This is a genomic window from Kluyvera georgiana ATCC 51603 (assembly GCF_001654985.1).
In the GTDB taxonomy this organism is placed as follows: domain Bacteria; phylum Pseudomonadota; class Gammaproteobacteria; order Enterobacterales; family Enterobacteriaceae; genus Kluyvera; species Kluyvera georgiana.
On the sequence record NZ_LXEU01000015.1, the window covers coordinates 142,150 to 167,231 of the forward strand.

Here is a 25,082-nt window from a genome sequence, read left to right on the forward strand (position 1 = left end):
GCTGGATATGGCATATAAAACAAAGGCGGCCATGCCGGGCCGCTATTTATCTAAGATGTTCATTTCTATTTATAACATCTTATGCATCCATAATGAGATAGGCTCAATGATTTTTATGTATCCTCCATATGCCCAAACAAATGTGCCAAATATTGTTAAACCGACACCGATGACCTCTGCTTTTATTTCTTCTCGTACTTCAATGCGAGCTTTTGAAATATTTTCTTCTCTCATTCTCTTAGATTCTTCAGGACTTAGCGGAGGACCTGTAACCCCACTACGTGAGTTAATTTCAGCTTCGCGGTTAGATAGTTTTTTTAAAGTTGTGAATTTTATTGTATACAGTAATCCGAATACTGAAATGATCGCTCCAGAGCTTGCAAATAAATTCATGTCATTAAGATATTGCCCAAATAAAAAACTTGCACCGCAGAATACAATTAATAGGATTAGTGATGTTTTTGCACCAAGTATCTTGAAAAAGATGGTTCTGAATTTTTTCATTGCTAATTATCTCAATATTATAAGCGTGATTCAATTTTTTGGCTCAATACCACGTCTCCGTAACTCCGCTCTACCTAACTCCTTTAGCCAGTTACTGGTACTGGTGTTTTCAGCTTGCGCTAGCTCATCAAATTGTTTGCGTAGTTCAGCAGGAATGCGGATTGGTAGCATTGGTGACTTGCCGCCACCCTTAGGTTGTTTATCTCGAGATATTGACATGTATATGCCTATTGGTTTATGGTTAACTCAAATAGGCATATACAATAACATGTGTGAGTCTATAAAAACAACGCCCCGTAGTGCTCGCAACACATACAGGGCGTCTAACCAAACCGTTAGTTGAGGTAACAGTTATGGCTGATCAACAGCATACCCAAACTCACCCCAAATTTACATGGTTGTTCCTGGCAACCCCGAAACGTCATGCGGACGTTTGTCCGGTAGTTGTCCGTTTTAATGCGGATACGGAAGAAAATGCCCGTGGCGCGTTCCCTGGTTGGAATCTTGTTTTCGCTGCGAAGATCCGCTCTGAGTGCCCGCTATATCAATATGCCAACGGGATATTTGAGTTGAATATTGCTGGTCTGGAGGTGCGACATGCATAGCCAGCCACAAGATTTGGAAATTTTTGATGTGGTTCGTCGGTCTGATGGGATGGTTATGAACCACATCTATCCCGGTAATCGGTATATGGCTTATACGCAAAACGGGTTGGTATCGGTTAGGCCATTAATGGCTGATGAAATTGTCGGTACTCCTAAGCTCTTTGAGCAGATGCTTGAACGCGCTGGTTATGACCTAACGCCACTCCAAAAGGACTAATGCCATGAAAAAGAAAAATAGCGGCTTAGCTGTCGCGGACCAAACTCAGCCTGAAATCCTTCCTGGTGATATTTTCAAGGATCGTCGGGGTGAGCTGATCGTTATTGAAACGGTAACACCCGTTCGTGTTTCGTTTAAACGACAGGGTTATTATGCTGAATGCACTTGCTCTCCGGGGAGGCTACTCCGTGAATTTACGCCAGTAAAACGACAGTCTTTCAGTGAGTGGTGTATAGCCAATAATACAGCAGAGAAAATCAAGAATCTGAGAGCGTTGATCGCGGCAAAGAGGCTGCAAAAATGAAAAACGCGCCTAATCTGAAACACCTGCCAAAGGAAAAATTCACAGAGGCGGTTATTTTTGCCGGTGCTGATGCCTATGCCCACGCTAAGGGATGGGAAGAAGGGCTGGGTAAGAAAATTGCAGAAGATACAACGCCACCTATCTATCTGGGGCCAAAGCAGCTGGCAGATCTGGATAACCTGCAAATTATCGACAAAGGGCGCCGTAGTGCCCGTGTCTATCTGGCCGGGGACATCGAGCCGATACTGATTAACGCTATTGGTGAGAAGCTGGCGCGGGCTGGAGTGCAGGATGCCAAGCTATATAAGGGCATTCCCGACCGACAGCCAGAGGACTGGCACGATTATCTGGAAAGACTCCGTACGGATAATGTCGTTGTCGATCTTCCTGTCACAAAACGCGAATCTGCCAATGGTGGTGTGGCTCCAGCATTGAATCAGATGGGGGCCAGCCAGCGCGGTGAGGTGTTACTGGCCCACTATGATGGTGATCTGGCTATTCATGCCGACTCTGACACGGTTCATCACTATAACGGCGTGGTGTGGAACCCATTGCCGGATAAAGAGCTGCAGCGTGAAATGGCACAGATTTATATCGATGCTGAGGTGGCCTATTCGCAGAATGCCATTAAATCAGCAGTGGAAACCATGAAACTAAGCCTGCCGGTGATGGGCGTGACAGCCCGAAACTTGGTTGGGTTTAGCAATGGGGTATTTGATACCCGAACGGGGCAATTCCGGAAGCACAGCAAAACCGATTGGCTGCTGATTGCCAGTGAGCTGCCTTTCAGCCCACCAGCCGAAGGGGAAACACTAGCCAGCCATGCGCCGAACTTCTGGAAATGGCTACGCCGTTCCGTGGCCAACAATGACCGCAAGACAGATCGTGTGTTGGCGGCTCTGTTTATGGTGCTGGCAAACCGGTACGACTGGCAGTTATTCCTAGAGGTTACTGGGCCGGGTGGTAGTGGTAAGAGCGTGATGGCGGAAATCTGCACCATGCTGGCGGGCAAGGCCAATACAGTGTCGGCCAGTATGAAGGCGCTGGAGGATGCGAGAGACAGGGCGCTGGTGGTTGGCTACTCGCTGATCATCATGCCGGATATGACCCGCTACGCTGGCGACGGTGCCGGGATAAAGGCCATTACCGGCGGTGATAAGGTTTCTATCGACCCCAAACACAAAGCGCCGTATTCAACCCGGATACAGGCTGTCGTGCTGGCCGTCAATAACAACGCCATGACGTTCAGCGACCGCAGCGGCGGTATCTCGCGCCGGCGGGTGATATTCAACTTCACCGAGGTGGTGCCAGAAAATGAACGCGACACACTGTTGGCCGAGAAGATAGAGGGTGAACTGGCTGTGGTGATTCGCCACCTGCTGACACGTTTTGCGGATCAGGATGATGCCAGGCGTTTACTGCACGAACAGCAGAAGTCAGAGGAAGCGCTGGCGATTAAGCGTGAAGGTGATTCGCTGGTGGACTTCTGCGGTTATTTAATGGCGATGGTTGAATGTGAGGGCATGATTGTTGGCAATGCTGAAATGGTACCGTTTAGCCCGCGGCGTTATCTGTATCACTCGTATTTGGCTTATATGTCTGCACATGGACTAGGGCGACCCGTGTCGTTGACCCGCTTCGGTACGGATATGCCTGGCGCAATGTCAGAGTACGGTAAGGAATACAAGCGTAAGCAGTGCACCCGGGGGCCGGATAAAGGCCGCACTATTTCGAATGTGCTGTTAGGTGATGATGCCGATGGGTGGTTGCCAGCGGCAACAGGTAATCCTGATAACGAATAGGGTAGAGTTTAAAAATTAACGATGAAGTGTCTACCGTGTCTACTTGTGAATATATTTCTATATATAACATATGGTTGTCATAGTAGACACTTGGTAGAGAGTCTTATTTAAAGTGTCTACCGTGTCTACTATTAGTATGTTTTTTACACCAAAGTAGAGAGTCTGGTAGACAGTAGTAGATACTTAAACACACAACTCTCTACCGCTTAATTCACTGAATGTATTAAATAAATTTTGAAAAGTAGACAGGTAGACAGTCTGAGGCATAAATTTTAATTTTATAACTTTAGCTGCGAGTGAAGAGGAAAGTATGAAAGATTTGATGAAAGATTTCGGTAAAGTCGTGGAAGGCAGTTCAGGGGCATTATCATTTGGGGTAATTCAATGCCTGGCAATGGCCGCGGCTGTTACGAATCTTTCCAGAAAGACTGGGGTTGAGTACTTTGGGGTGCTACTTGCAGCCGTGATAGCTACAGTAGGTTTTTTTATGTGTATTTTCAGTGTTGGACAGGTAATTCATGAAGTATCGGGAGGACATAAGGTAAAAAAATTACTGCTGTTTTTCCTTTTATATCCTGCCGTCATAGGTGTTTTTCTTTCAGTGAAAATAAGCCTTGTATCCATCAGCAGTTGATTTAAACATCCGGGCCTTTCGTTGGGGTAATGAGGGTGGTAGGGCGTGGCGGTGTTGAATGGAAAGTAAAAAAAAGCGGGCTGCAACCAGACCCGCTTGGGAAAACATGGATTTTTAACGAACGATGTTATTTGGAGGAAATAACAGTGAGGACGATAACAGATATTTAGTGGGCCATATCACCGGGGATTAACTTTATACATTATTGCACTCTATTGCACATGGTTGCATTCAATCATTCTTTGTTTTTCAGTGATACCATTATTTCTGTGATGAACTTTGTATTCATTTTAATGAGGTAATATATGCCAGATTTATATCCATCTGCGGCGTTGGTTCGGGTTGTTAGTGCTGAGGATATTCAGAAGCAACTAAAAACCCTGTTCACTGATTTATTCTTTACCCGTGCGGTAACGTTCGAAACCCGCGATATCATCCTGGACACTATCGACGATCCAAATATTCCAATCGCGGCATTCTGTTCGCCAATGGTTGGCAGTAAGGTGGCGCGTGATGAGGGCTATGAGTCCAAGTCTATCCGTCCTGGCTACATGAAACCAAAGAGCAGCATTGACCCTAACAAGCTAGCGGTTCGTCCGGCGGGTGTTACTCCTGAACAATACAGCACGCTTGATACCCGCAATATCAAGGTAAAACAGTCCATCCTCAAACAGTCTATTGCTATTCGTGCGCGTATTGAATGGCTGGCTGTTCAGGCTGTCACTACCGGGAAAAATATTATTGAGGGGGAAGGGATCGAGCGTTATGAGCTGGACTGGAATATCAAATCCCAGAATATAATCACTCAGGCTGGTGGTGCTGCCTGGTCAGGTAAAGATAAAACGACGTTTGATCCAAATGACGATATTGAAACCTATTCAGAGCTGAGTGAAGGCGTAACCAATATCATCATTATGGGCGGGAACGTCTGGAAAAAATATCGTTCTTTCAAAGCGATTAAAGATGTTCTCGACACGCGCCGCGGCTCCAATGCACAGCTTGAAACAGCGCTTAAAGATCTAGGTGATTCTGTGAGCTTTAAGGGCTATATGGGCGACGTTGCTATTGTGGTTTATAGCGGTCGCTATACCGACGAAGATGGCACAGAAAAACACTTCCTCGATCCTGATTTGATGGTGCTGGGTAACACGGCACTACAGGGCATTGTGGCTTACGGCGGCATTCAGGATCCTGAGCTTATCCGTATGGGGATCACCAAAGCGGAACTGGCACCAAAGAACTACATTGTGCCGGGCGACCCGGCCATTGAGTATGTTCAGACCCACTCCGCACCGCAGCCAATCCCGGCTCGTATCAACCGTTTTGTCACCGTCCGTGTGGCCTAAGGAGCAATCATGACGACGCATTACACTGAGCTGGTGGCCGGTACCGAGGCGCTGGTGTCAACTCTGGGTATCTTCGCGGGCGGGAAAGGCGTTATTCCAGCGCTGACCCCACTGATGCAGGATGCGACCAATGGGGCTCTGGTGGTCTGGGATGGAGCGCATACAGGGCAGGCTGTCTATGTATCGTGCTTTGCCGTTGATACAGCAAGCCAGACACAGGCCCAGGTCTACAAGACTGGAGTGCTGAATGTTGATGCTCTCAATTGGCCGGAGGATGTGACCACACTTTCTGCAAAAGTGGCCGCGTTCGTGGGTTCTGGTATTTCTGTTCAGCCGCTGGCGCTGGTGTAAGGAGACCGCAATGCAAGATAAAGATAACAGCCTCATGGCTATGGCAGACGCTCTCTGGCCTGATGCTGAGGCCAAGGCGCTGCTGGAACTGGCAGACAAGATGAACGTGAGTGAGCGCCTGGTGGATATGAATCAGGTTATTGAGCTCACTACGCTGAGCCGCCGTACGTTGCTGAATCTTGAAGCCCGTGGAGAGTTTCCCGTACGCGTCCAGGTCACAGAAGGGCGCAAGGCGTGGTATCTGAGTGAAGTTATTGAATGGATCAATAACATTCCCCGGACCTCTGAAACCTGCCAGGTTCCTGTACCTGCTAAGCCTGATGCATCTCTTTGCCTTAAGGCCGAGCGTGTGCGCCAGCAGGCTCGCGGCGGGAAAAGCACGTTGATTGGCTGACAGGGAGGCCCGATTGACCCGGCGGATCGGCGCGGGTCCTTTCGGGCAATTCGGCCTGCTACGGGGCGGCGACCTCGCAGATTCTCGCTATTTATGAGAATTTTTCTATTTTAGCCGTTTCTGTTCTTCTCCGTTGTAACTGTATGTTTTTAATAAGAACACCCCCTAAAAAGAAAGGAAATGGAAAGCATCATTTTGGCCTAAAAATGGCATAACCGTTTCCTTTCTCCTGAAACTGGCTGCGTTGGCCACTTACTCTACTGTAGGAACACAGAATGCAGAACACTGAAGTAATGACGACTATTAAGCTGAGCGGCTCTTTGGCTAAAACATTTGGTAGGGAACACCAACGCTTGATTACTACGACGCAGGAGGCTATTCGGGCTTTATGCGCAACTATCCCCGGATTCGAAAAGTACCTCAATACGAGTAAATCCCGCGGGCTGACCTTTAGTATATTTCGTGCAAAACAGAATATTGGGGAAGATGATCTGGCATTCCCAAACTGTGGTCGGGAAATTCGGATTGTACCTGTCATCATCGGCAGTAAACGAGCTGGCTTACTGCAGACGATACTAGGTGCGGTCATCATCGCGGCTTCAGCTGTCGGGAGTTATTTCGCACCCGGTAATCCATTTTCAGCATTTGGATATAAGGCTGGTGCAGCAATGATGTTAGGTGGTGTCGTTCAGATGTTGTCGCCGCAACCAGCCGGATTAGCAAGTAAACAGGATGCGGATAACAAGGCATCCTACGCCTTTGGCGGCGTGACCAACACGACAGCCCAGGGCAATCCTGTCCCTCTGGGATATGGGCGACGCAGAATTGGTGGCGCGATTATTTCTGCGGGTATCTACGTCGAAGATAAGCAGTAAGTAATGCATGATGAAACACGAAACTATCGAGGCGGTGCTTACAGAAATGGCCCGTCTGCAGGGACATGAACTGAAATGTCATGACAGGTTAAATCCTCTAACAAGATAAACCCCGGCTGTACCCGCGCTGATGGCGTTCGTCACCTTCCAGGCTGAGCACGAGGATTTTGCTTTCGATATGAGCGACAGCCACAAGTAGCGGCTTGCCGAATTTACTGGTATATAAGGTTTCCTATGAAACAGTATTAGATAGCCGAAACACTGGCCAGAACCGTTGCTTTCCTGATGCTGCTCGGTACGTCTCCACTGAATACGAAGAGTTCGCTTGGACTGCTAGCGTGCAACATAAGGCATAGCTTAATGACTTTTATGAGATTTAGAGTTAAAAACGTATTTGTGACTTGATTTAATCTATTGAGGGGGTCGTTAGTGAATAAAATTAGTTCAATAATTATTAATGATGAAGATAAAACAGATGAGCTTAATGAGTTTGTAAGATTCCTACGTATACCGGAGGAGATTCTACCTAGATGTAGTCTTTTACTAATTCTCCAGTTGTATCACTTCACTATACTTGAAAGAACTTTAAACCCCGCAAAGGTTGTGGACGAGATTTTAGGCATGGAAGGTCTCAAGAAATCTATTACAAAAGAGGGTGCTCTATTTAAAAAAGAGCCACTTAAGGGGTTGTGGCATAAGCATTATTTTGCAGATGGTTTAAATGTAATGAGTATAAATATTCGAAATGCCCTCGATAAATATGGAATTCCTTGGTTTAGCCAAAAGATAAAAGAGGTTAAGGAGTCAGGTGAAGAAAGATATGTGAGCCAAGAGGATATAGCTAAAATCGTAGATGAGGTTGTTAGTGGTAATTGGGAGCGAAAAGTTGCTGATGGGGGAATTACAGGTGAATGGCTAATTTATGCAAAACACGAAGATAAGCCTTACTATTTATGTATAGCCAAGCATGATAGTGGCGATATAAATATACGTAAACTAATTGACGATTTTTGCTTGGTTGAATTTCCTTTTTTGAATGATATTCTTTGTCTCCATGAGTCGCAGCGACAATAATATCGTAAGATAAAAATCAATTACTAAAACTGGTTAATCGTGCACCCGTTGTTGTAGCTCAATTGATCATGAGTTTAACGGGTAGAAAAGATTGCAGATTAGTAATGATTTTCTGCAACGCCAGCCGCCAAAGAAAGGCATCGCCAGCGTATGAGTGGCGGTGACTCTAAGTGGAAGAAAAAAATACGCTCAAAAGAGAGTAGCCTTTTTGATAGCTGCTAGCCAAGCTAATACCTACTTATACTCTGTTGCGGTATCCTATAGGTATCCTAGAAAAACAAAAGGACTCACGTTGTTATCGTAAGTCCTTGTTTTGTTTGGTGGCCCCTGTTGGGTTTGAACCAACGACCAAGCGATTATGAGTCGCCTGCTCTAACCACTGAGCTAAGGGGCCAATTAGCCGACGATTATAATGTAACAACGGCCGCCAATCCAGCGCTAAGCGCGCACATGCTGTTTTTATAAACAACGCATTTTCAATTCGTTATACTCGTCTCACGATGTATAGGTCGAGGATATTATGGTTAAGGACATTATCGATTCAGAGCTGCGGGTATTGTTTTGTGGTATTAACCCGGGGCTGTCGTCGTCTTCACTGGGCTATCCTTTTGCCCATCCAGCAAATCGCTTCTGGAAGGTGCTGCATCTGGCGGGGTTTACCGATCGCCAGCTGAAGCCGGAAGAGGCGGCGCAGATGCTGACATTTCGCTGCGGCGTGACCAAGCTGGTTGAGCGCCCGACGGTACAGGCCACGGAGGTGACGTTGCAGGAGCTGCGTAGCGGCGGCCAGGCGCTGATTGATAAGGTTGAACACTATAAACCTGCCGCGCTGGCGGTACTGGGCAAGCAAGCCTTTGAGCGCGGTTTAGGGCAGCGCGGGGCGACGTGGGGAAAGCAGACGTACAGGATTGGTGAGACAGAGGTATGGGTGTTACCGAACCCGAGTGGATTGAGCCGGATTACGTTGGATAAGCTGGTGGAAGCGTATCAGGAGCTGGACGTGGCGCTGAAGGCGCGAGGCCTGTAGGCCGGATAAACATAGCGCCATCCGGCAGACCCCGTGCAGATTGCCGGATGGCGGCGTAAACGCCTTATCCGGCCTACCGTTCCGGCGCGGGGAACAGGCAAAAAAAAGCTCCCAAAAGGGAGCTTTTTACGTTTTTACCGGGGCGATTAATCGTCCAGGAAGCTACGCAGCACTTCAGAGCGGCTCGGGTGGCGCAGTTTACGCAGCGCCTTCGCTTCGATCTGACGGATACGTTCGCGGGTCACGTCGAACTGTTTACCCACTTCTTCCAGCGTGTGGTCGGTGTTCATATCGATACCGAAACGCATACGCAGCACTTTCGCTTCACGGGCGGTCAGGCCAGCCAGAACGTCGTGGGTGGCGGCGCGCAGGCTCTCGGTGGTGGCTGAGTCCAGCGGCAGCTCGAGGGTGGTATCCTCGATGAAATCACCCAGATGCGAATCTTCATCGTCGCCGATCGGCGTTTCCATGGAGATAGGCTCTTTGGCAATCTTCAGCACTTTACGGATCTTGTCTTCCGGCATCAGCATGCGTTCAGCCAGCTCTTCCGGCGTCGGCTCGCGGCCCATCTCTTGCAGCATCTGACGGGAAATACGGTTGAGCTTGTTGATGGTCTCAATCATATGCACCGGGATACGGATGGTACGCGCCTGGTCGGCGATAGAGCGGGTGATCGCCTGACGGATCCACCAGGTTGCGTAGGTGGAGAACTTGTAACCACGACGGTATTCAAACTTATCAACCGCTTTCATCAGACCGATGTTGCCTTCCTGAATCAGATCCAGGAACTGCAGACCACGGTTGGTGTATTTTTTGGCGATAGAGATAACCAGACGTAAGTTCGCTTCAACCATCTCTTTCTTCGCACGGCGGGCTTTCGCTTCGCCGATGGACATGCGACGGTTGATATCTTTAACCTGCTCGATGGTCAGGCCGGTTTCTTCTTCAATCTGCTGCAGTTTCTGCAGGCTGCGCTGTACATCTTCTGCCACGTCGTGGAGTTTTTCAGACCATGGCTTGTTCATCGCGATAGCCGCGTTGAACCAGGTTTCGCTGGTTTCGTTGCCGGTGAACAGGGTGATGAAGTTTTTCTTCGGCATTTTGCACTGTTCTACGCACATCTTCATGATGATACGTTCCTGGGTACGCACGCGATCCATCATCACACGCATGCTGTTCACCAGGTAGTCGAACTGTTTCGGTACCAGACGGAACTGTTTGAATACTTCAGACAGCTTCAGAATCTCTTCCTGAGCGGCAGCGTGGCTACGGCCTTTGGCTTTGATGGTGTCGCGAGTGACTTCGTACTGTGTACGCAGTTCGGCGAACTTCTCACGCGCCAGCTCTGGGTCGATGCTGTTGTCATCGTCGCTGCTGTCGTCGCTATCGTCGTCTTCGTCTTCATCGTCGTCATCCATCTCTTCCTGAGACAGTTCGGAACCAACGTGCGTGGCGGTTGGCGCCATATCTTCTTCGGCGTTTGGATCGACGAAACCGGTGATCAGGTCGGACAGACGGGCTTCTTCCGCTTCAACGCGATCGTATTGTTCCAGCAGATAGGTGATGGCTTCCGGGTATTCGGCAACGGAGCACTGTACCTGGTTAATCCCGTCTTCAATACGTTTGGCGATGTCGATTTCGCCTTCGCGGGTCAGCAGTTCTACGGTACCCATTTCGCGCATGTACATGCGCACCGGGTCGGTTGTACGCCCGATTTCAGATTCCACGCTGGACAGAACCTGTGCAGCCGCTTCTTCTGCGTCTTCATCAGTGTTGTTGGAGGTTTCAGCCAGCAACAGATCATCGGCATCCGGTGCTTCTTCCATCACCTGAATACCCATGTCGTTGATCATTTGGATGATGTCTTCGATCTGATCTGAATCGACGATATCTTCCGGCAGATGGTCATTGACCTCGGCATAGGTCAGATAGCCTTGCTCCTTACCACGTTGGACAAGAAGCTTGAGCTGTGACTGCGGGTTTTGCTCCATAAGACGGTATCCACACTTAATTCATTTGATTGGTGTCGGTCGGCGAACGAACCGCCGACATTTAAAGCGAGGGCGTACTTATATTAGTGCCGCTGCGCCTCGGGCGGCTGTCGGGGGCTTCCCGATAGGTATTCGGCAGTTAAGCCGTTAAATTCATTTTTTTTCCAGGGCCTGTCTGATTTCCCAGAATTCCCTGCGCTCTTCACTGCTCAAACCGTGCGTGCGATCGCGAGCTATCAACTCTTCCTGTCGCTGTTCAAGCATTGAATCAAAAATTCGGTTTAGCGTGTCGGTGAACATTTTTTCAACATTCTCATCCTTTATATCGTTCCAGGTTGAGAGTTTTTCAAGTGTTGAGTATTCACTTGCCCCGCGATAATTCTCTAACAGCTGGCCCGTTGTCAGGCCCGGTTGGGCAACACACAGGTTGACCAGTTCAGTGAACAGGTTGAGCCCGGGTAGCTTCGCCTGAGCCAGCCCATGCATAGGAGGTACGAGTGGCGCCAGATTTGGGTTTTGCACCAGTAGTCCTATCAGTATACGCATAGGCGTCTGTTTTATCTGCTGAGGCGGGCGTACTACGCCACTTTCTGCCTGTTTTGGCATTAAACGATCAAGCGCCGCATCGTCAAAGATGCCCAGCTTCAGCCCCAGCGTCTGGCGCAGTTGAATACGGTGCGCGTCGCCAGGCACCTGGTTTATCAGCGGCAGCGCCAGCGCGGCGAGCTGCGTACTGCCGTCTGGCGAACTTAAATCAACCTGCGGTAAGAGACTGTTAAATAAGAAGGCGGAGAGCGGTTGTGCGTGCTCCATCCGTGCTTCAAAGGCCTCTTTACCCTCTTTACGTACCAGCGTGTCCGGGTCTTCACCGTCGGGCAGGAACATAAAGCGTAGCTGACGACCGTCGGTCATGTATGGCATTGCGGTTTCCAGCGCACGCCATGCCGCGTCGCGGCCCGCGCGGTCGCCGTCGTAACAGCAAATCACGTTGTTTGTCGCACGGAATAACATATGGATGTGATCCGCCGTGGTCGACGTACCCAGCGAGGCAACGGCGTAGTGAATACCGTATTGCGCCAGCGCGACAACATCCATATACCCTTCGACAACCAGCAGACGCGGTGGTTCAGCGTTGTGCTGCTGGGCTTCATAAAGGCCATACAGCTGGCGACCTTTATGGAAAATATCGGTTTCCGGGGAGTTGAGGTATTTTGGCGTATCGTTACCGAGTACGCGGCCACCAAAACCAATCACCCGGCCTCGTTTATCGCGAATCGGGAACATCACGCGATTGCGGAAACGGTCGTAGGTTCTTCCCTGGTCATTATTGACCAGCATTCCGGCATCGAGCAGCAGCTTCCTGTTGTCGACATTTCCACCGAAACGTTTTAAGGCGTTATCCCAGCCCGGCGGCGCAAAACCAATAGCAAACTGCTGGACAATCTCGGCACTCAGGCCGCGTTGCTCCAGATACTGGCGTGCTGGCTCGGCGATGGGTTGGGTGAAGGATTGCTGATAAAAATCATTTAACCCTTCCATTAGCTGATAGAGATTCTGACGCTGGTGACGCTCTATCTGGCTAAGACCTGTTCCGGCTTCGTACGGCACTTCAAGGTTGTGCATGGCCGCCAGTTCTTCAACGGTTTCAACGAACTCGAGCTTGTCGTAGTTCATCAAAAAGTCGATGGCATTGCCGTGCGCGCCGCAGCCGAAGCAGTGGTAAAACTGCTTATCACCGTTCACGGTGAAAGAGGGGGTTTTCTCGTTATGGAACGGACAGCACGCATGGTAATTTTTGCCCTGCTTTTTCAGCTTCACCCGCGCATCGATCAGATCGATGATGTCGGTGCGTGCCAGCAGATCATTAATAAATACGCGTGGGATTCGTCCAGCCATAGGCCCCGTTTATTTACACTTCATCCTTCAAACTGTCTCTGCGTTGGCCGCGTTCGTTCACCCCTGTCACTGACTTATGTCAGCTCCGGGGACTCACTCACTTGCCGCGTTACTCGGCTTGCAGCCTCGCCCCTTCGGGGCCAGCGCTAGCGCTGTTCAAAACGCCAACGCGTTTTGTGATACAGCATGAATGATTTTGTGTAAATGCTGATTTATAAACGAAAACAAGCCGCGCATTCCTTTCGGAAGCACGGCCTTGCAACTACAACTCGGTCTGTAACCTGAGAGCCGATGCCCTCAAGAGATTAGTACAGACGAGTACGGCGTGCGTTTTCGCGAGCCAGTTTCTTCGCGTGACGTTTCACTGCAGAAGCTTTAGCGCGCTTACGTTCGGTAGTCGGTTTTTCATAGAACTCACGACGACGAACTTCCGCCAGAACACCCGCTTTTTCACAGGAACGCTTGAAGCGACGCAGTGCTACGTCGAACGGCTCGTTTTCACGTACTTTAATTACCGGCATGTAACTCTCACCTTTAATAAATTCGGTTTGCCGCTGGCATCAACGCCAGCTTATTTCAAAATGGTGCGGAATTTTACTGCAATTGCTGTTGCTTTGTAAAGCGCCGACGCGTTTTTGAACGGGACTTTTTAAGGGTGAGGAGTATACACGAGGCTGCCTGCTGGGGCGAACAATGTTTTACAAGCCGGGACAGAAAACCTACACTGCGCGGTATTGAAACGAGGTAAATCTAGCCATGCGTGTACTGGGTATTGAAACATCCTGCGATGAAACCGGCATCGCAATTTATGACGACGAAAAAGGTCTGTTAGCCAACCAGTTGTATAGTCAGGTGAAATTACACGCTGACTACGGCGGTGTGGTGCCTGAGCTGGCGTCGCGTGACCACGTGCGTAAAACGGTTCCCCTGATTCAGGCGGCCTTACAAGAAGCGAACCTGACGGCCAAAGATATCGACGCGGTGGCCTACACCGCCGGTCCAGGTCTGGTTGGCGCGCTGCTGGTCGGCGCAACCGTAGGACGCTCGCTGGCGTTTGCCTGGAATGTGCCGGCTATTCCGGTCCACCATATGGAAGGCCATCTGCTGGCGCCGATGCTGGAAGATAATCCGCCGGAATATCCGTTTGTGGCGCTGCTGGTATCCGGCGGCCATACGCAGCTGATTAGCGTCACCGGCATCGGTGAGTACACCCTGCTGGGCGAGTCAATTGACGATGCGGCGGGGGAAGCTTTTGATAAAACCGCCAAGCTGCTCGGTCTGGATTATCCCGGCGGCCCAATGCTGTCGAAGCTGGCTTCGCAGGGCACGGAAGGGCGCTTTGTGTTCCCGCGTCCGATGACCGATCGTCCGGGGCTGGATTTTAGCTTCTCCGGCCTGAAAACCTTTGCGGCGAATACTATCCGCAATAACGGCGATGATGATCAAACGCGTGCCGATATCGCCCGCGCCTTTGAAGATGCGGTGGTGGATACGCTGATGATCAAGTGCAAACGCGCGCTGGATCAAACCGGCTTTAAGCGTCTGGTGATGGCGGGCGGCGTAAGCGCTAACCGTACGCTGCGCGCGAAGCTGGCGACGATGATGCAAAAACGCGGCGGCGAAGTGTTCTACGCGCGTCCGGAGTTCTGCACCGATAACGGCGCGATGATTGCCTATGCGGGCATGGTGCGTCTGAAAACGGGCGTCAATGAATCGCTGGGCGTGACCGTGCGTCCACGCTGGCCGCTGGCGGAGCTGCCTGCCGCCTGATTCTCTGGCCGAGGCTCGTGATAAAAAGCCCTCCTGAAGAGGGCTTTTTTGTGCGTGTTATTCGGCGTCTTTGCGTTTGCGCTTTTTCAGGCGCGTCCAGATTTTCGTCTCCTGCCGTCGCCATAAACGCTGAATGTTGTCATGATGACGCAGCAGAATGAGGCACGACAGCATCGATACCGGGAAGGTGTACTGGGGCTTGAACCACCAGACGTAGAACGGCGCGACCAGCGCGCTGACGATGGCGCCCAGCGACGAATAGCCGCTCAGTAGAATCGTCAGAAGCCAGGTTCCGGCCATCACGCCGGTCAGATCCCAGCCGATAGGGGCAATTGCGCCGAACGCGGTCGCCACGCCTTTTCCTCCCTGAAAATGGAAGAAAACCGGCCAGATATGGCCCAGACAGGCGGCGATCGCGACCAGCCCAAGCCAGAAGGGGGTAAAGCCAAGGGCATAAGCACCCCAGACGGGCAGCATCCCTTTCAGGATGTCGAAAACCAGGACGGCTACGGCAGCACCCTTGCCGCCGATGCGTAAGACATTCGTAGCGCCGGGGTTACCGGAACCACTGGTGCGAGGGTCAGGCAACCCCGCGATGCGGCAGACCAGAATGGCGCTGGAAATTGAGCCGCAAAGGTAGGCAAGGAGGATCATTCCAGGCTCGATTGCACTCATAACGCTGTTCCATTTTGAAAATGTCGAAGTATTCTCTGCATCTGTGGATAATACGCATAATTCGCCGGAAGTGGTATCCGGTTTAGCCTAAAACCAAGCAGGTCGTGATGGATATTGTATTTATAGAGCAACTTTCGGTAATCACCACTATCGGTGTTTATGACTGGGAACAAACCATTGAGCAGAAGCTGGTGTTCGATATCGAATTAGGCTGGGACAACCGTAAAGCCGCCGCCAGCGACAACGTCGAGGACTGCCTGAGCTATGCGGATATCAGTGAAGCGGTGGTGGAGCACGTTGAAGGTAGCCGTTTCGCGCTGGTAGAGCGCGTCGCGGAAGAGATTGCCGACCTGCTGATGTCACGCTTTCACTCACCGTGGGTACGCATTAAGGTGAGTAAGCCGGGTGCCGTGGCGCGTGCCGCCAACGTGGGCGTGATCATTCAGCGTGGCCATAATCCTAATTAAACTCATTATTCGTCATATAACTTAAACCAAAATGATTTATACCGGTCTTAGTGCCGGGTTTATTTTATTGTTTACTTTTTAAGGGTTTATTTAATGAACGATATGCACTCGCTGCTGGTGGCGGCTATTCTGGGTGTGGTCGAGGGATTGACTGAGTTTCTGCCCGTCTCCAGCACAGGCCACATGATTATCGTCGGCCATCTGCTGGGCTTTGAAGGTGATACGGCGAAGACGTTTGAGGTGGTGATCCAACTGGGTTCGATCCTCGCGGTGGTAGTGATGTTCTGGCGTCGGCTGTTTGGCCTGATTGGCATTCACTTTGGCCGTCCTCCGGTACACGAAGGCGAAGGCTCGGGTCGTTTGTCGCTCATTCATATTCTGCTCGGGATGATCCCGGCGGTGGTGCTGGGGCTGGTGTTCCACGACGCCATCAAATCGTTATTTAACCCGATTAACGTGATGTATGCGCTGGTGGTCGGCGGTATCCTGCTGATTGCCGCGGAATGCCTGAAGCCGAAGGTGCCGCGCGCGGTTGGCGTGGATGATATGACGTATCGTCAGGCGTTTATGATTGGCTGCTTCCAGTGTCTGGCGCTGTGGCCGGGCTTCTCCCGCTCGGGGGCGACCATTTCCGGCGGTATGCTGGTCGGCGTGAGCCGCTATGCGGCGTCGGAGTTCTCTTTCCTGCTGGCGGTGCCGATGATGATGGGCGCGACGGTGCTGGATCTCTACAAGAGCTGGCACTTCCTGACCGTCGGGGATATCCCGATGTTTGCCGTCGGGTTTGTGATGGCCTTCCTGGTGGCGCTGGTGGCCATCAAAACCTTCCTGCAGCTGATTAAGCGTATTTCGTTTATTCCGTTCGCTATCTACCGCTTCATCGTCGCAGCTGCGGTCTACGTGGTCTTCTTCTGATGCTGTGCCCTCAGTCTTTTGGCTGGGGGCAACGTTTTTCCTTCCACTCCGCCACCGCCTGAATTCGGCGTCGCGTCAGCTCTTCACGAATTTCCGGGCCTTTAAATCCGGCCTCAATCACCTCTTTGTTGCCCACGCTTTTCGCCGCGATCCACGCTTCACGTAGCAGACGCCCCTGCGGGTAATCACAGGCTTCGAAGCGGGTACGTCCGCGCACATCGGCTTCGCTGGTGAGCGCAATCTGTTCTACACGCTGCGGCTTGCGCCAGGCGTCGATGGAGTCGAAAAGTTTCACCAGCGTTTTCGGCTGCAGGATGGGCAGGGTATGAATCAGGTCATGGAACTCCGCGACCAGTTTCGCCAGCTCGCGCATGTCGTTAGGCACTTTCAGGCGCTGACACAGTTGCTCGACCAGCTTGACGCCCGCCGGGCCGTGGCCGTGATGACGCGGCCAGAGCGCTTTGGGCGTCAGGCCTTTGCCTAAGTCGTGGCACAGCGTGGCAAAACGAACGTCAATGTCCGGGCTCAGCATCGCGGCCATCGATACGGTCATCAGCGTATGCACGCCGGTATCAATTTCCGGGTGCCATTTCTCCGGGGCTGGAACGCCAAACAGCGCGTCAATTTCCGGGAACAGCACCTTCAGCGCGCCGCAGTCGCGTAACGTCTGGAAGAAAACCTGTGGATTACGGGTGCCGAGTGCGCTTTCCGTCTCTTTCCAGACGCGCTCAGGCGTCAGGTGCGCCAGTTCGCCAGCGTCGGCCATTTCGCGCATGAGCGCCAGGGTTTCGTCGGCGATACGGAAACTGAGATGCGCGTAGCGCGCGGCAAAACGCGCGACGCGCAGCACGCGTAGCGGGTCTTCGGCGAAGGCGGGGGAGACGTGGCGCAGGATGCGCTGCTGAAGATCTTGCTGGCCGCCGTACGGGTCGATAATGGTGCCGTCGGCGTCTTCAGCAAGCGCGTTAACGGTGAGGTCGCGGCGCAGCAGATCTTGCTCCAGCGTGACGTCCGGCGCGGCATAGCAGGTAAAACCGGTATACCCGGAACCTGACTTCCGTTCGGTGCGCGCCAGGGCGTACTCTTCGTGGCTATCCGGGTGTAGGAACACCGGAAAATCGCGGCCTACCTGCTGGTAGCCCGCATCAAGCATTTGCTGCGGCGTGGCGCCGACCACTACCCAATCTTTATCTTTGATCGGTAGGCCCAATAGCCTGTCCCGAACTGCTCCGCCGACCAGATAACTCTTCACGCCACGCTTCTCCTCATCATTTTCTTTCTGATAATACGAAAGAAGTCGACTTAAGGCGAGTTGGCTTAGTTCATCCAGCGATCTTTGCGCTTGCGGCTTGGAATGATGTGCGGCAGAACCAGACCGAAGATCAGGCCGATACCGAGCACGCCGCCGCCGTACATAAACCACTGCATGATGATGGTGCGCTGCTTATCGTCGAGCTGCAGATTCGCGGCGTTCACTTTTTTCTGCGCCACGATAAGCTCGTTTTTCAGCTTCTGGTTCTCATTTTTCAAACCGTTGATCACCGTATCGCTCTCAGCAACCTTTTTCTGCATTTCTGCGGTGCGCTGGTTCCAGGTGGTGTCGATGTTGTTCAGCTTGTCGGTCAGGGTTTTGACCTGGTTTTCCAGATCCGGCACGCGGGTGCGCAGGCTTGGCGTGGCGGTCAGCTCTTTGAGCGGGATCCACGCGGTACGGCCATTGCTGTCACGTACCTGGCCGTATTGGGTGTTCTCGTTGGTCTGCAGCAGGGTGACTTCTTCACCCGCGTTGACGGTGCCTGCCAGGCGATAGTTATCGCCCGGGCCGCTGCGTACCCAGGTGTTCAGTTCATCAGAGACATAACGCTTTTCATCGGCATGAGCGACGGTAGAAGCGGTAAGTGCAAGTAAAGTAATGGCAATTAAGCGTAATTTTGGCATCAGATCATCGTTTTTGTCATAAAAGTGGAACGATAGTAGTGGCAACAGTCTGACGACGCAAAGCATTCTGCGGCAATCAGAATCCTCCAGGAGGAAAAAACGCCATCAGCGATTAGCCCGACAAATTGCGCATTGCATGGCAATTTGTCGCAAAATACTATCTACTGACAAAAAGAATACCTGTAAGTTCGCCACAAAGGTATTTCCGGGCAACGAAACCACAAGAATTCAATCATGGCTCAAGAAATCGAATTAAAATTTATCGTCGATAACGCTGGCGTTGAGACGCTGCGTAACCACCTTAGCACCCTCGATGCAGAGCATACTCCTGCAACTCAGTTGCTGAATATCTATTACGAAACCGCCGATAACTGGCTGCGCCGCCATGATATGGGGCTGCGCATTCGCGGCGATAACGGTCGCTATGAGATGACGATGAAAATCGCCGGGCGCACCGTGGGCGGCCTGCATCAGCGCCCGGAATACAACATCGACATCACTACGCCCGAACTGGCGCTCGACAAACTGCCTGCCGAAGTCTGGCCAAACGGCGAAATGCCGGAAGGGCTGGCGGAGCAGGTTAACCCGCTGTTCAGCACCGATTTCTCCCGCGAAAAATGGGTGGTGAAGCAGGGCAAAAGCCAAATTGAAATTGCGCTGGATCAGGGCGAGGTCAAAGCGGGCGAGCATCAGGAAGCCATCTGCGAGCTGGAACTGGAGCTGCTGAGCGGTGAAACCGCTGACGTGCTGGCGCTGGCGAAGCAGTTGGCCGAGACCGGCATGCTGCGTCAGGGCAGCCTGAGTAAAGCCGCGCGCGGCTATCATCTGGCGCAGGGCAACCCGGCGCGAGAGCTGCAGCCGCTGACGATTTTAGCGCTGCCGCCAAAGGCAACGGTAGGGCAAGCGATGGAGGCGGCGCTGGAAAAAGCGCTGGCGCACTGGCAGTACCACGAAGAGTTGTGGCTGCGCGGTCATAAAAAGGCGAAAACCGAAGTGGTTAATGCGCTGGGCCTGGTACGCCATATTCTGACGCTGTTCGGCGGCATCGTGCCGCGTAAAGCCAGCGCCAGCCTGCGCGATGGGCTAACCCAGGTCGATGCGTTGATGGCAAGCGAGGCCTCTGCGCATGATGTGGTCTTTAGCCGCGAAACCGCGCTGACCAAACTGGCCTACACCGAGTGGCTGGTGACGCGCGGCTGGCAGACGTTCCTCGACGCCAAAGCCGAAGCCAAACTGACCGATTCGTTTAAACGCTTTGCCGATATTCACCTTTCCCGTCAGGCTGCCGAGCTGCGCACGACGTTCGCCTATCCGTTGGGAGATGGCTATAGCGACCAGCTGCCGCGTCTGACGCGCGACATCAACACCGTTCAACTGCTGTCGGGTTACTACGACCACGAACGGGCGTCGCAATGGCTGGCCAACTGGCAGGGCCTACGCCACGCCATCGAGACACGCCAGCACATTGAAATTGAACATTACCGCAATGAGGCACTGTCGGTTGAGCCGTTCTGGTTACACAGCGGAAAACGTTAATTAACTTCAGGGAACCCGTGTATGACGCCGCTTTCTTCGCAGTTACAGCTGCACTGGCAAACGCTCCTCGATCGCGCCCCGGAAGATTTTCCCCTTGGGGCGCTGAGTACCGAAGCGCAGGCTGTTTTCACCTTTAGTGATTTTGTTCAGCAAAGTTTAACGGCGCACCCCGAGTGGCTGACGTCGCTGGAAAGCGAGCCGCCGCAGGCGGACGAATGGCGGCAATACGCGGGCTGGCTACAGGCCGAACTGGCGGAGGTTTACGATGAAGCGGCGCTGATGCGCGCGCTGCGTCTGTTCCGTCGCCGGATGATGGTGCGCATCACCTGGTCACAGGCGCTGTCGCAGGTTTCCGAAGAAGATACGCTTCAACAGCTTAGCCACCTGGCGGAAACGCTGATCGTCAGCGCCCGTAACTGGCTGTATGACGCCTGCTGCCGCGATTGGGGTACGCCGTGTAGCGCCGACGGCGTACCACAGCCGCTGCTGATCCTTGGCATGGGTAAGCTCGGCGGCGGTGAACTGAATTTCTCCTCCGATATCGATCTGATTTTTGCCTGGCCGGAGCACGGCAGCACCCAAGGGGGGCGTCGTGAACTGGATAATGCCCAGTTCTTTACCCGCCTGGGGCAGCGGTTGATCAAAGTGCTCGATCAACCCACGCAGGACGGTTTTGTCTACCGTGTGGATATGCGGCTGCGCCCGTTCGGCGACAGCGGCCCGCTGGTGCTGAGCTTTGCGGCGCTGGAAGATTATTACCAGGAGCAGGGGCGCGACTGGGAGCGCTATGCGATGGTCAAAGCGCGAATCATGGGCGATGACGACGGTGTTTACACCAGCGAGCTACGTGCGATGCTGCGGCCCTTTGTCTTCCGTCGCTATATCGACTTCAGCGTGATCCAGTCTCTGCGCAACATGAAAGGGATGATCACCCGCGAAGTGCGTCGCCGTGGCTTGAAAGACAACATCAAGCTAGGCGCAGGCGGCATTCGCGAAATTGAGTTTATCGTTCAGGTCTTCCAGCTGATTCGCGGTGGTCGTGAGCCAACGCTGCAAAGTCGTTCGCTGCTACCGACGTTGACCGCAATTGAAGCGCTCAATCTGCTGTCAGAAAGCGATGCACAGGCGCTGCGTGAAGCGTATCTGTTCCTGCGTCGCCTGGAAAACCTGCTGCAAAGTATTAACGACGAGCAGACGCAAACGCTGCCCGGCGACGATCTCAACCGTGCGCGCCTGGCCTGGGGCATGCATTTTGCCGATTGGGAGACGCTCACGGAACGGCTGGATGCGCTGATGGCGCAGGTACGCCGCGTGTTTAACGAGCTTATCGGCGACGATGAAGAAAGTTCGCAGGAAGAGCAGTTGTCGGAGTCCTGGCGCGAACTGTGGCAGGACACGCTCCAGGAGGATGATTCACCGGCTGTGCTGATTCATCTGAGCGACGACGATCGTCATCGCGTGTTGTCGCAAATTGCCGATTTCCGTAAAGAGCTGGATAAGCGCACCATCGGCCCACGCGGGCGTCAGGTGCTGGATTCACTGATGCCGCATCTGCTCAGCGAAGTGTGCGCCCGCGAGGACGCGCTGGTGCTGCTGTCGCGTATTACGCCGTTGTTAAGCGGCATCGTCACCCGAACGACCTATCTGGAGCTGCTGAGTGAATATCCCGGCACGCTAAAACACCTGATTCGCCTGTGTGCGGCTTCGCCGATGGTTGCCAGTCAGCTGGCGCGCTATCCGCTGCTGCTGGACGAACTGCTCGACCCGAACACGTTGTACCAGCCGACGGCCACCGACGCTTACCGCGACGAATTGCGCCAGTATCTGCTGCGCGTGCCGGAAGAAGACGAAGAGCAGCAGCTGGAAGCACTGCGTCAGTTTAAACAGGCGCAGCTGCTGCACATTGCGGCTGCCGATATTGCCGGCACGCTGCCGGTCATGAAGGTTAGTGACCACTTAACCTGGCTGGCCGAGGCGATGATCGATGCCGTGGTTCAGCAGGCATGGGTGCAGATGGTGGCGCGCTACGGGCAGCCGACACACCTGCGCGAACGCCATGGACGCGGTTTTGCGGTGATTGGCTACGGCAAACTGGGCGGCTGGGAGCTGGGGTACAGTTCGGATCTCGATCTGGTGTTCCTGCACGATTGCCCGATGGATGCGATGACCGACGGCGAACGTGAAATTGATGGTCGCCAGTTCTATCTGCGGCTGGCCCAGCGCATTATGCACCTGTTCAGCACCCGTACGTCATCCGGTATTTTGTATGAGGTGGATGCCCGTCTGCGCCCGTCCGGTGCGGCCGGGATGCTGGTGACGACCGCCGAAGCGTTTGCGGATTATCAGCAGAACGAAGCGTGGACCTGGGAGCATCAGGCGTTGGTGCGCGCCCGCGTGGTGTATGGCGATCCGCAGCTTCAGCAGCAGTTTGATGCGATCCGTCGTCAGATCCTGACCAATGCGCGCGACGGCGCGGCGCTGCAAACGGAAGTCCGTGAGATGCGGGAAAAAATGCGCGCTCACCTCGGCGGTAAGCAGCGTGACCGTTTTGACATTAAAACCGACGCTGGTGGTATCACCGATATTGAGTTTATTACCCAGTATCTGGTGCTGCGCTATGCCCACGAGAAGCCAAAGCTGACCCGCTGGTCGGATAACGTGCGCATTCTCGAACTGCTGGCGCAAAACGACATTATGGATGAGCAGGAAGCGCAGGCGTTAACCCGCGCTTACACCACGCTGCGCGATGCGTTACATCATCTGGCGCTTCAGGAGATGCCGGGCAATGTGGACCTGGCGAGCTTCGTCAAAGAACGCGAGCTGGTGAGCGCCAGCTGGCAGAAGTGGCTGGTTCAACCGTGAAATGTGCTATTATCGCGCGAAAATTTTGATTCTCTCAGGAGACACGAATGAAAGTTACGCTGCCGGAATTTGAACGTGCAGGAGTGATGGTGGTTGGCGATGTGATGCTGGATCGCTACTGGTATGGCCCAACCAGCCGTATTTCCCCGGAAGCCCCGGTGCCGGTGGTCAAGGTGGAGACCATCGAAGAACGCCCTGGCGGCGCGGCGAACGTAGCAATGAACATTGCTTCCCTGGGCGCGAATTCTCGTCTCGTGGGCCTGACAGGTATTGACGACGCGGCGCGGGCGCTGAACAAAGCGCTGGCCGACGTGAACGTCAAATGTGATTTTGTCTCCGTGCCGACGCACCCGACGATCACCAAGCTGCGCGTGCTGTCGCGTAACCAGCAGCTCATTCGTCTGGATTTTGAAGAAGGTTTTGCCGGCGTGGACCCGCAGCCGCTGCATGACCGCATTCAGAGCAGCCTGCCCAATGTAGGGGCGCTGGTGCTTTCCGACTACGCCAAGGGCGCGCTGGAAAGCGTGCAGCAGATGATTAAGCTGGCGCGTCAGGCGAAGGTACCGGTGCTGATCGACCCGAAAGGGACTGATTTTGAACGCTATCGCGGCGCGACGCTGCTGACGCCGAACCTGTCCGAGTTCGAAGCGGTAGTGGGTAAATGTAAAAGTGAAGAAGAGCTGGTTGAGCGCGGCATGAAGCTGATTGCTGATTTCGACCTTGCCGCGTTGTTAGTAACCCGCTCCGAACAGGGCATGACGCTGCTACAGCCGGGTAAAGCGCCGCTGCATCAGCCCACTCAGGCTCAGGAAGTGTATGACGTGACCGGTGCCGGTGATACGGTGATTGGCGTGCTGGCGGCGACGCTGGCCTCCGGTAAGACACTGGAAGAGGCCTGTTTCTTTGCTAACGCCGCCGCGGGTGTCGTGGTGGGTAAACTCGGGACGTCAACCGTATCCCCCATCGAGCTGGAAAACGCCGTTCGCGGTCGCGCGGATACCGGTTTTGGCGTCATGAGCGAAGAAGAGCTTAAGCAGGCGGTGGCCGCCGCGCGTCGTCGCGGTGAGAAGGTGGTGATGACCAACGGTGTGTTCGATATTCTGCATGCGGGTCATGTCTCCTATCTGGCGAATGCGCGTAAACTTGGCGATCGTTTGATCGTGGCGGTTAACAGCGATGCGTCAACCAAGCGTCTGAAGGGCGAGTCTCGCCCGGTGAACCCGCTGGATCAGCGGATGATCGTGCTGGGTGCGCTGGAGTCGGTCGACTGGGTCGTATCGTTTGAGGAAGATACGCCACAGCGCCTGATTGCCGGGATCCTGCCGGATCGTCTGGTGAAGGGCGGTGACTATAAGCCAGAACAAATTGCCGGTAGCGAAGAAGTGTGGGCGAACGGGGGTGAAGTGCTGGTGCTGAACTTTGAAGATGGTTGTTCAACGACCAATATTATCAAGAAAATTCAGAAGGATAGCGGGAAGTAACGCTTCGCGCTTCCCCTCACCCCGGCCCTCTCCCCAAAGGGGCGAGGGAGAAAACCGAACGGTCCCCTCTCCCTTTTGGGGAGAGGGTTAGGGTGAGGGGGCAGTTCTGATTACTCTTTTTCTTCAGCAACCGGCGCCGCATCGCGGTTTTCCAGCTCGCTAATCCGTTGTTCCAGCAGCGCCAGCTTTTCACGCGTGCGCAGCAGTACCTGCGTTTGTACGTCAAACTCTTCGCGACTGACGACGTCAAGGCGCGTCAGCTGAGACTGGATCACCTGACGAACTTTCTTCTCAATGTCATCCCCGAACTCTCGCAGACCTTTCGGCATGGATTCGTGGACCTGGCGGGCGATTTGTTCAATTTTCTTCGGGTCGATCATCTCTGTTTCCCTGATTCAGTCGGCATTACCGCTATTGT

The 25,082-nt window shown here is 53.1% G+C and carries 25 protein-coding genes, 1 tRNA gene and 1 pseudogene; 19 read left to right on the forward strand and 8 right to left on the reverse strand.

Annotated features, from left to right (window positions below):
- Nucleotides 1–7 precede the first annotated feature (7 nt).
- The 12 genes and pseudogenes from M989_RS26410 (at nucleotide 8) to M989_RS03825 (ending at nucleotide 8,106) form a co-directional block, all read left to right on the forward strand.
- Nucleotides 8–847, forward strand: a complete 840-nt coding sequence (locus M989_RS26410; protein ID WP_157093509.1) for a hypothetical protein — start codon at nucleotides 8–10, stop codon at nucleotides 845–847.
- A gap of 10 nt (nucleotides 848–857) precedes the next feature.
- A complete protein-coding gene (locus M989_RS03780) occupies nucleotides 858–1,109 on the forward strand; it encodes a host cell division inhibitor Icd-like protein (RefSeq protein WP_064542227.1) in 252 nt (83 codons plus the stop codon).
- Complete coding sequence (locus tag M989_RS03785) at nucleotides 1,102–1,326, forward strand: hypothetical protein (protein ID WP_064542228.1); 225 nt, start codon at nucleotides 1,102–1,104, stop codon at nucleotides 1,324–1,326. Before M989_RS03780 ends, M989_RS03785 begins: the two co-directional genes overlap by 8 nt.
- 4 nt (nucleotides 1,327–1,330) lie before the next feature.
- Nucleotides 1,331–1,630 (forward strand): DUF4222 domain-containing protein, encoded by a 300-nt coding sequence (locus M989_RS03790; RefSeq protein WP_064542231.1) that lies wholly within the window; start codon nucleotides 1,331–1,333, stop codon nucleotides 1,628–1,630.
- Nucleotides 1,627–3,432, forward strand: a complete 1,806-nt coding sequence (locus M989_RS03795; protein ID WP_064542235.1) for a DNA primase family protein — start codon at nucleotides 1,627–1,629, stop codon at nucleotides 3,430–3,432. The genes M989_RS03790 and M989_RS03795 overlap by 4 nt, the downstream gene beginning before the upstream one ends.
- Before the next feature lie 310 nt (nucleotides 3,433–3,742).
- Nucleotides 3,743–4,066: a hypothetical protein gene (locus tag M989_RS03800; protein WP_064542238.1), complete on the forward strand. Its 324-nt coding sequence runs from the start codon at nucleotides 3,743–3,745 to the stop codon at nucleotides 4,064–4,066.
- Between the two features lie 305 nt (nucleotides 4,067–4,371).
- On the forward strand, nucleotides 4,372–5,412 hold the full coding sequence (locus tag M989_RS03805) for a major capsid protein (RefSeq protein ID WP_064542241.1): 1,041 nt from the start codon (nucleotides 4,372–4,374) through the stop codon (nucleotides 5,410–5,412).
- Nucleotides 5,413–5,421: 9 nt separating this feature from the next.
- Complete coding sequence (locus M989_RS03810; protein WP_064542244.1) at nucleotides 5,422–5,763, forward strand: head decoration protein; 342 nt, start codon at nucleotides 5,422–5,424, stop codon at nucleotides 5,761–5,763.
- Nucleotides 5,764–5,773: 10 nt separating this feature from the next.
- On the forward strand, nucleotides 5,774–6,157 hold the full coding sequence (locus M989_RS03815) for a helix-turn-helix transcriptional regulator (RefSeq protein ID WP_064542247.1): 384 nt from the start codon (nucleotides 5,774–5,776) through the stop codon (nucleotides 6,155–6,157).
- Nucleotides 6,158–6,432: 275 nt separating this feature from the next.
- Nucleotides 6,433–7,032 (forward strand): tail assembly protein, encoded by a 600-nt coding sequence (locus M989_RS03820; protein WP_064542250.1) that lies wholly within the window; start codon nucleotides 6,433–6,435, stop codon nucleotides 7,030–7,032.
- A gap of 90 nt (nucleotides 7,033–7,122) precedes the next feature.
- Nucleotides 7,123–7,231 (forward strand): annotated as a pseudogene (locus M989_RS26155) (hypothetical protein); the annotation flags it as partial.
- Between the two features lie 230 nt (nucleotides 7,232–7,461).
- Complete coding sequence (locus tag M989_RS03825; RefSeq protein WP_064542253.1) at nucleotides 7,462–8,106, forward strand: hypothetical protein; 645 nt, start codon at nucleotides 7,462–7,464, stop codon at nucleotides 8,104–8,106.
- A gap of 318 nt (nucleotides 8,107–8,424) precedes the next feature.
- Here the strand turns inward: M989_RS03825 and M989_RS03830 are convergent.
- A tRNA-Ile gene (locus M989_RS03830) sits at nucleotides 8,425–8,500 on the reverse strand.
- A gap of 126 nt (nucleotides 8,501–8,626) precedes the next feature.
- Between M989_RS03830 and mug the strand changes: the two genes are divergently transcribed.
- Nucleotides 8,627–9,133: a G/U mismatch-specific DNA glycosylase gene (gene mug / locus M989_RS03835; RefSeq protein ID WP_064542257.1), complete on the forward strand. Its 507-nt coding sequence runs from the start codon at nucleotides 8,627–8,629 to the stop codon at nucleotides 9,131–9,133.
- 146 nt (nucleotides 9,134–9,279) lie between these two features.
- Here mug and rpoD read toward each other — a convergent pair whose 3' ends face one another.
- The 3 genes from rpoD to rpsU all read right to left on the reverse strand — a co-directional run bounded on the left by rpoD (nucleotide 9,280) and on the right by rpsU (nucleotide 13,541).
- Complete coding sequence (gene rpoD / locus M989_RS03840) at nucleotides 9,280–11,124, reverse strand: RNA polymerase sigma factor RpoD (RefSeq protein WP_064542260.1); 1,845 nt, start codon at nucleotides 11,122–11,124, stop codon at nucleotides 9,280–9,282.
- Between the two features lie 153 nt (nucleotides 11,125–11,277).
- Nucleotides 11,278–13,020, reverse strand: a complete 1,743-nt coding sequence (dnaG, locus tag M989_RS03845; RefSeq protein WP_064542263.1) for a DNA primase — start codon at nucleotides 13,018–13,020, stop codon at nucleotides 11,278–11,280.
- A 305-nt stretch (nucleotides 13,021–13,325) separates the two neighbouring features.
- Nucleotides 13,326–13,541 carry a 30S ribosomal protein S21 gene (rpsU, locus tag M989_RS03850; RefSeq protein WP_001144069.1) on the reverse strand — a complete coding sequence of 72 codons (216 nt, stop codon included), beginning with the start codon at nucleotides 13,539–13,541 and terminating at the stop codon, nucleotides 13,326–13,328.
- A 235-nt stretch (nucleotides 13,542–13,776) separates the two neighbouring features.
- On the opposite strand from rpsU, the gene tsaD reads away from it, so the two are divergent.
- The gene (tsaD, locus tag M989_RS03855; RefSeq protein WP_064542267.1) at nucleotides 13,777–14,790 is read left to right on the forward strand and encodes a tRNA (adenosine(37)-N6)-threonylcarbamoyltransferase complex transferase subunit TsaD; all 1,014 of its coding nucleotides are present in this window, start codon (nucleotides 13,777–13,779) and stop codon (nucleotides 14,788–14,790) included.
- Between the two features lie 57 nt (nucleotides 14,791–14,847).
- Here tsaD and plsY read toward each other — a convergent pair whose 3' ends face one another.
- On the reverse strand, nucleotides 14,848–15,465 hold the full coding sequence (gene plsY / locus M989_RS03860; RefSeq protein WP_064542270.1) for a glycerol-3-phosphate 1-O-acyltransferase PlsY: 618 nt from the start codon (nucleotides 15,463–15,465) through the stop codon (nucleotides 14,848–14,850).
- A gap of 107 nt (nucleotides 15,466–15,572) precedes the next feature.
- Here plsY and folB point away from each other — a divergent pair, with 107 nt between their 5' ends.
- Together folB and bacA are read left to right on the forward strand one after the other, a co-directional pair.
- Nucleotides 15,573–15,932: a bifunctional dihydroneopterin aldolase/7,8-dihydroneopterin epimerase gene (folB, locus tag M989_RS03865; RefSeq protein ID WP_064542273.1), complete on the forward strand. Its 360-nt coding sequence runs from the start codon at nucleotides 15,573–15,575 to the stop codon at nucleotides 15,930–15,932.
- Between the two features lie 93 nt (nucleotides 15,933–16,025).
- On the forward strand, nucleotides 16,026–16,847 hold the full coding sequence (gene bacA / locus M989_RS03870) for an undecaprenyl-diphosphate phosphatase (protein WP_064542276.1): 822 nt from the start codon (nucleotides 16,026–16,028) through the stop codon (nucleotides 16,845–16,847).
- Nucleotides 16,848–16,857: 10 nt separating this feature from the next.
- Here bacA and M989_RS03875 read toward each other — a convergent pair whose 3' ends face one another.
- Together M989_RS03875 and M989_RS03880 are read right to left on the reverse strand one after the other, a co-directional pair.
- Entirely contained in the window at nucleotides 16,858–18,099 is a 1,242-nt protein-coding gene (locus tag M989_RS03875; protein ID WP_064542279.1) for a multifunctional CCA addition/repair protein, read from the reverse strand.
- A gap of 65 nt (nucleotides 18,100–18,164) precedes the next feature.
- A complete protein-coding gene (locus tag M989_RS03880; protein WP_064542529.1) occupies nucleotides 18,165–18,785 on the reverse strand; it encodes a TIGR04211 family SH3 domain-containing protein in 621 nt (206 codons plus the stop codon).
- Nucleotides 18,786–19,019: 234 nt separating this feature from the next.
- Here M989_RS03880 and M989_RS03885 point away from each other — a divergent pair, with 234 nt between their 5' ends.
- Genes M989_RS03885 through hldE form a run of 3 tightly spaced genes read left to right on the forward strand, consistent with a single transcriptional unit; the run spans nucleotide 19,020 to nucleotide 24,664 of the window.
- On the forward strand, nucleotides 19,020–20,321 hold the full coding sequence (locus M989_RS03885) for a CYTH domain-containing protein (RefSeq protein ID WP_064542283.1): 1,302 nt from the start codon (nucleotides 19,020–19,022) through the stop codon (nucleotides 20,319–20,321).
- A gap of 21 nt (nucleotides 20,322–20,342) precedes the next feature.
- A complete protein-coding gene (gene glnE, locus M989_RS03890) occupies nucleotides 20,343–23,183 on the forward strand; it encodes a bifunctional [glutamate--ammonia ligase]-adenylyl-L-tyrosine phosphorylase/[glutamate--ammonia-ligase] adenylyltransferase (RefSeq protein WP_064542286.1) in 2,841 nt (946 codons plus the stop codon).
- A 47-nt stretch (nucleotides 23,184–23,230) separates the two neighbouring features.
- Entirely contained in the window at nucleotides 23,231–24,664 is a 1,434-nt protein-coding gene (gene hldE, locus M989_RS03895; protein ID WP_064542289.1) for a bifunctional D-glycero-beta-D-manno-heptose-7-phosphate kinase/D-glycero-beta-D-manno-heptose 1-phosphate adenylyltransferase HldE, read from the forward strand.
- Nucleotides 24,665–24,774: 110 nt separating this feature from the next.
- Here the strand turns inward: hldE and ubiK are convergent, their stop codons facing one another.
- A complete protein-coding gene (gene ubiK, locus M989_RS03900; RefSeq protein ID WP_064542293.1) occupies nucleotides 24,775–25,044 on the reverse strand; it encodes a ubiquinone biosynthesis accessory factor UbiK in 270 nt (89 codons plus the stop codon).
- Between the last annotated feature and the right edge of the window lie 38 nt (nucleotides 25,045–25,082).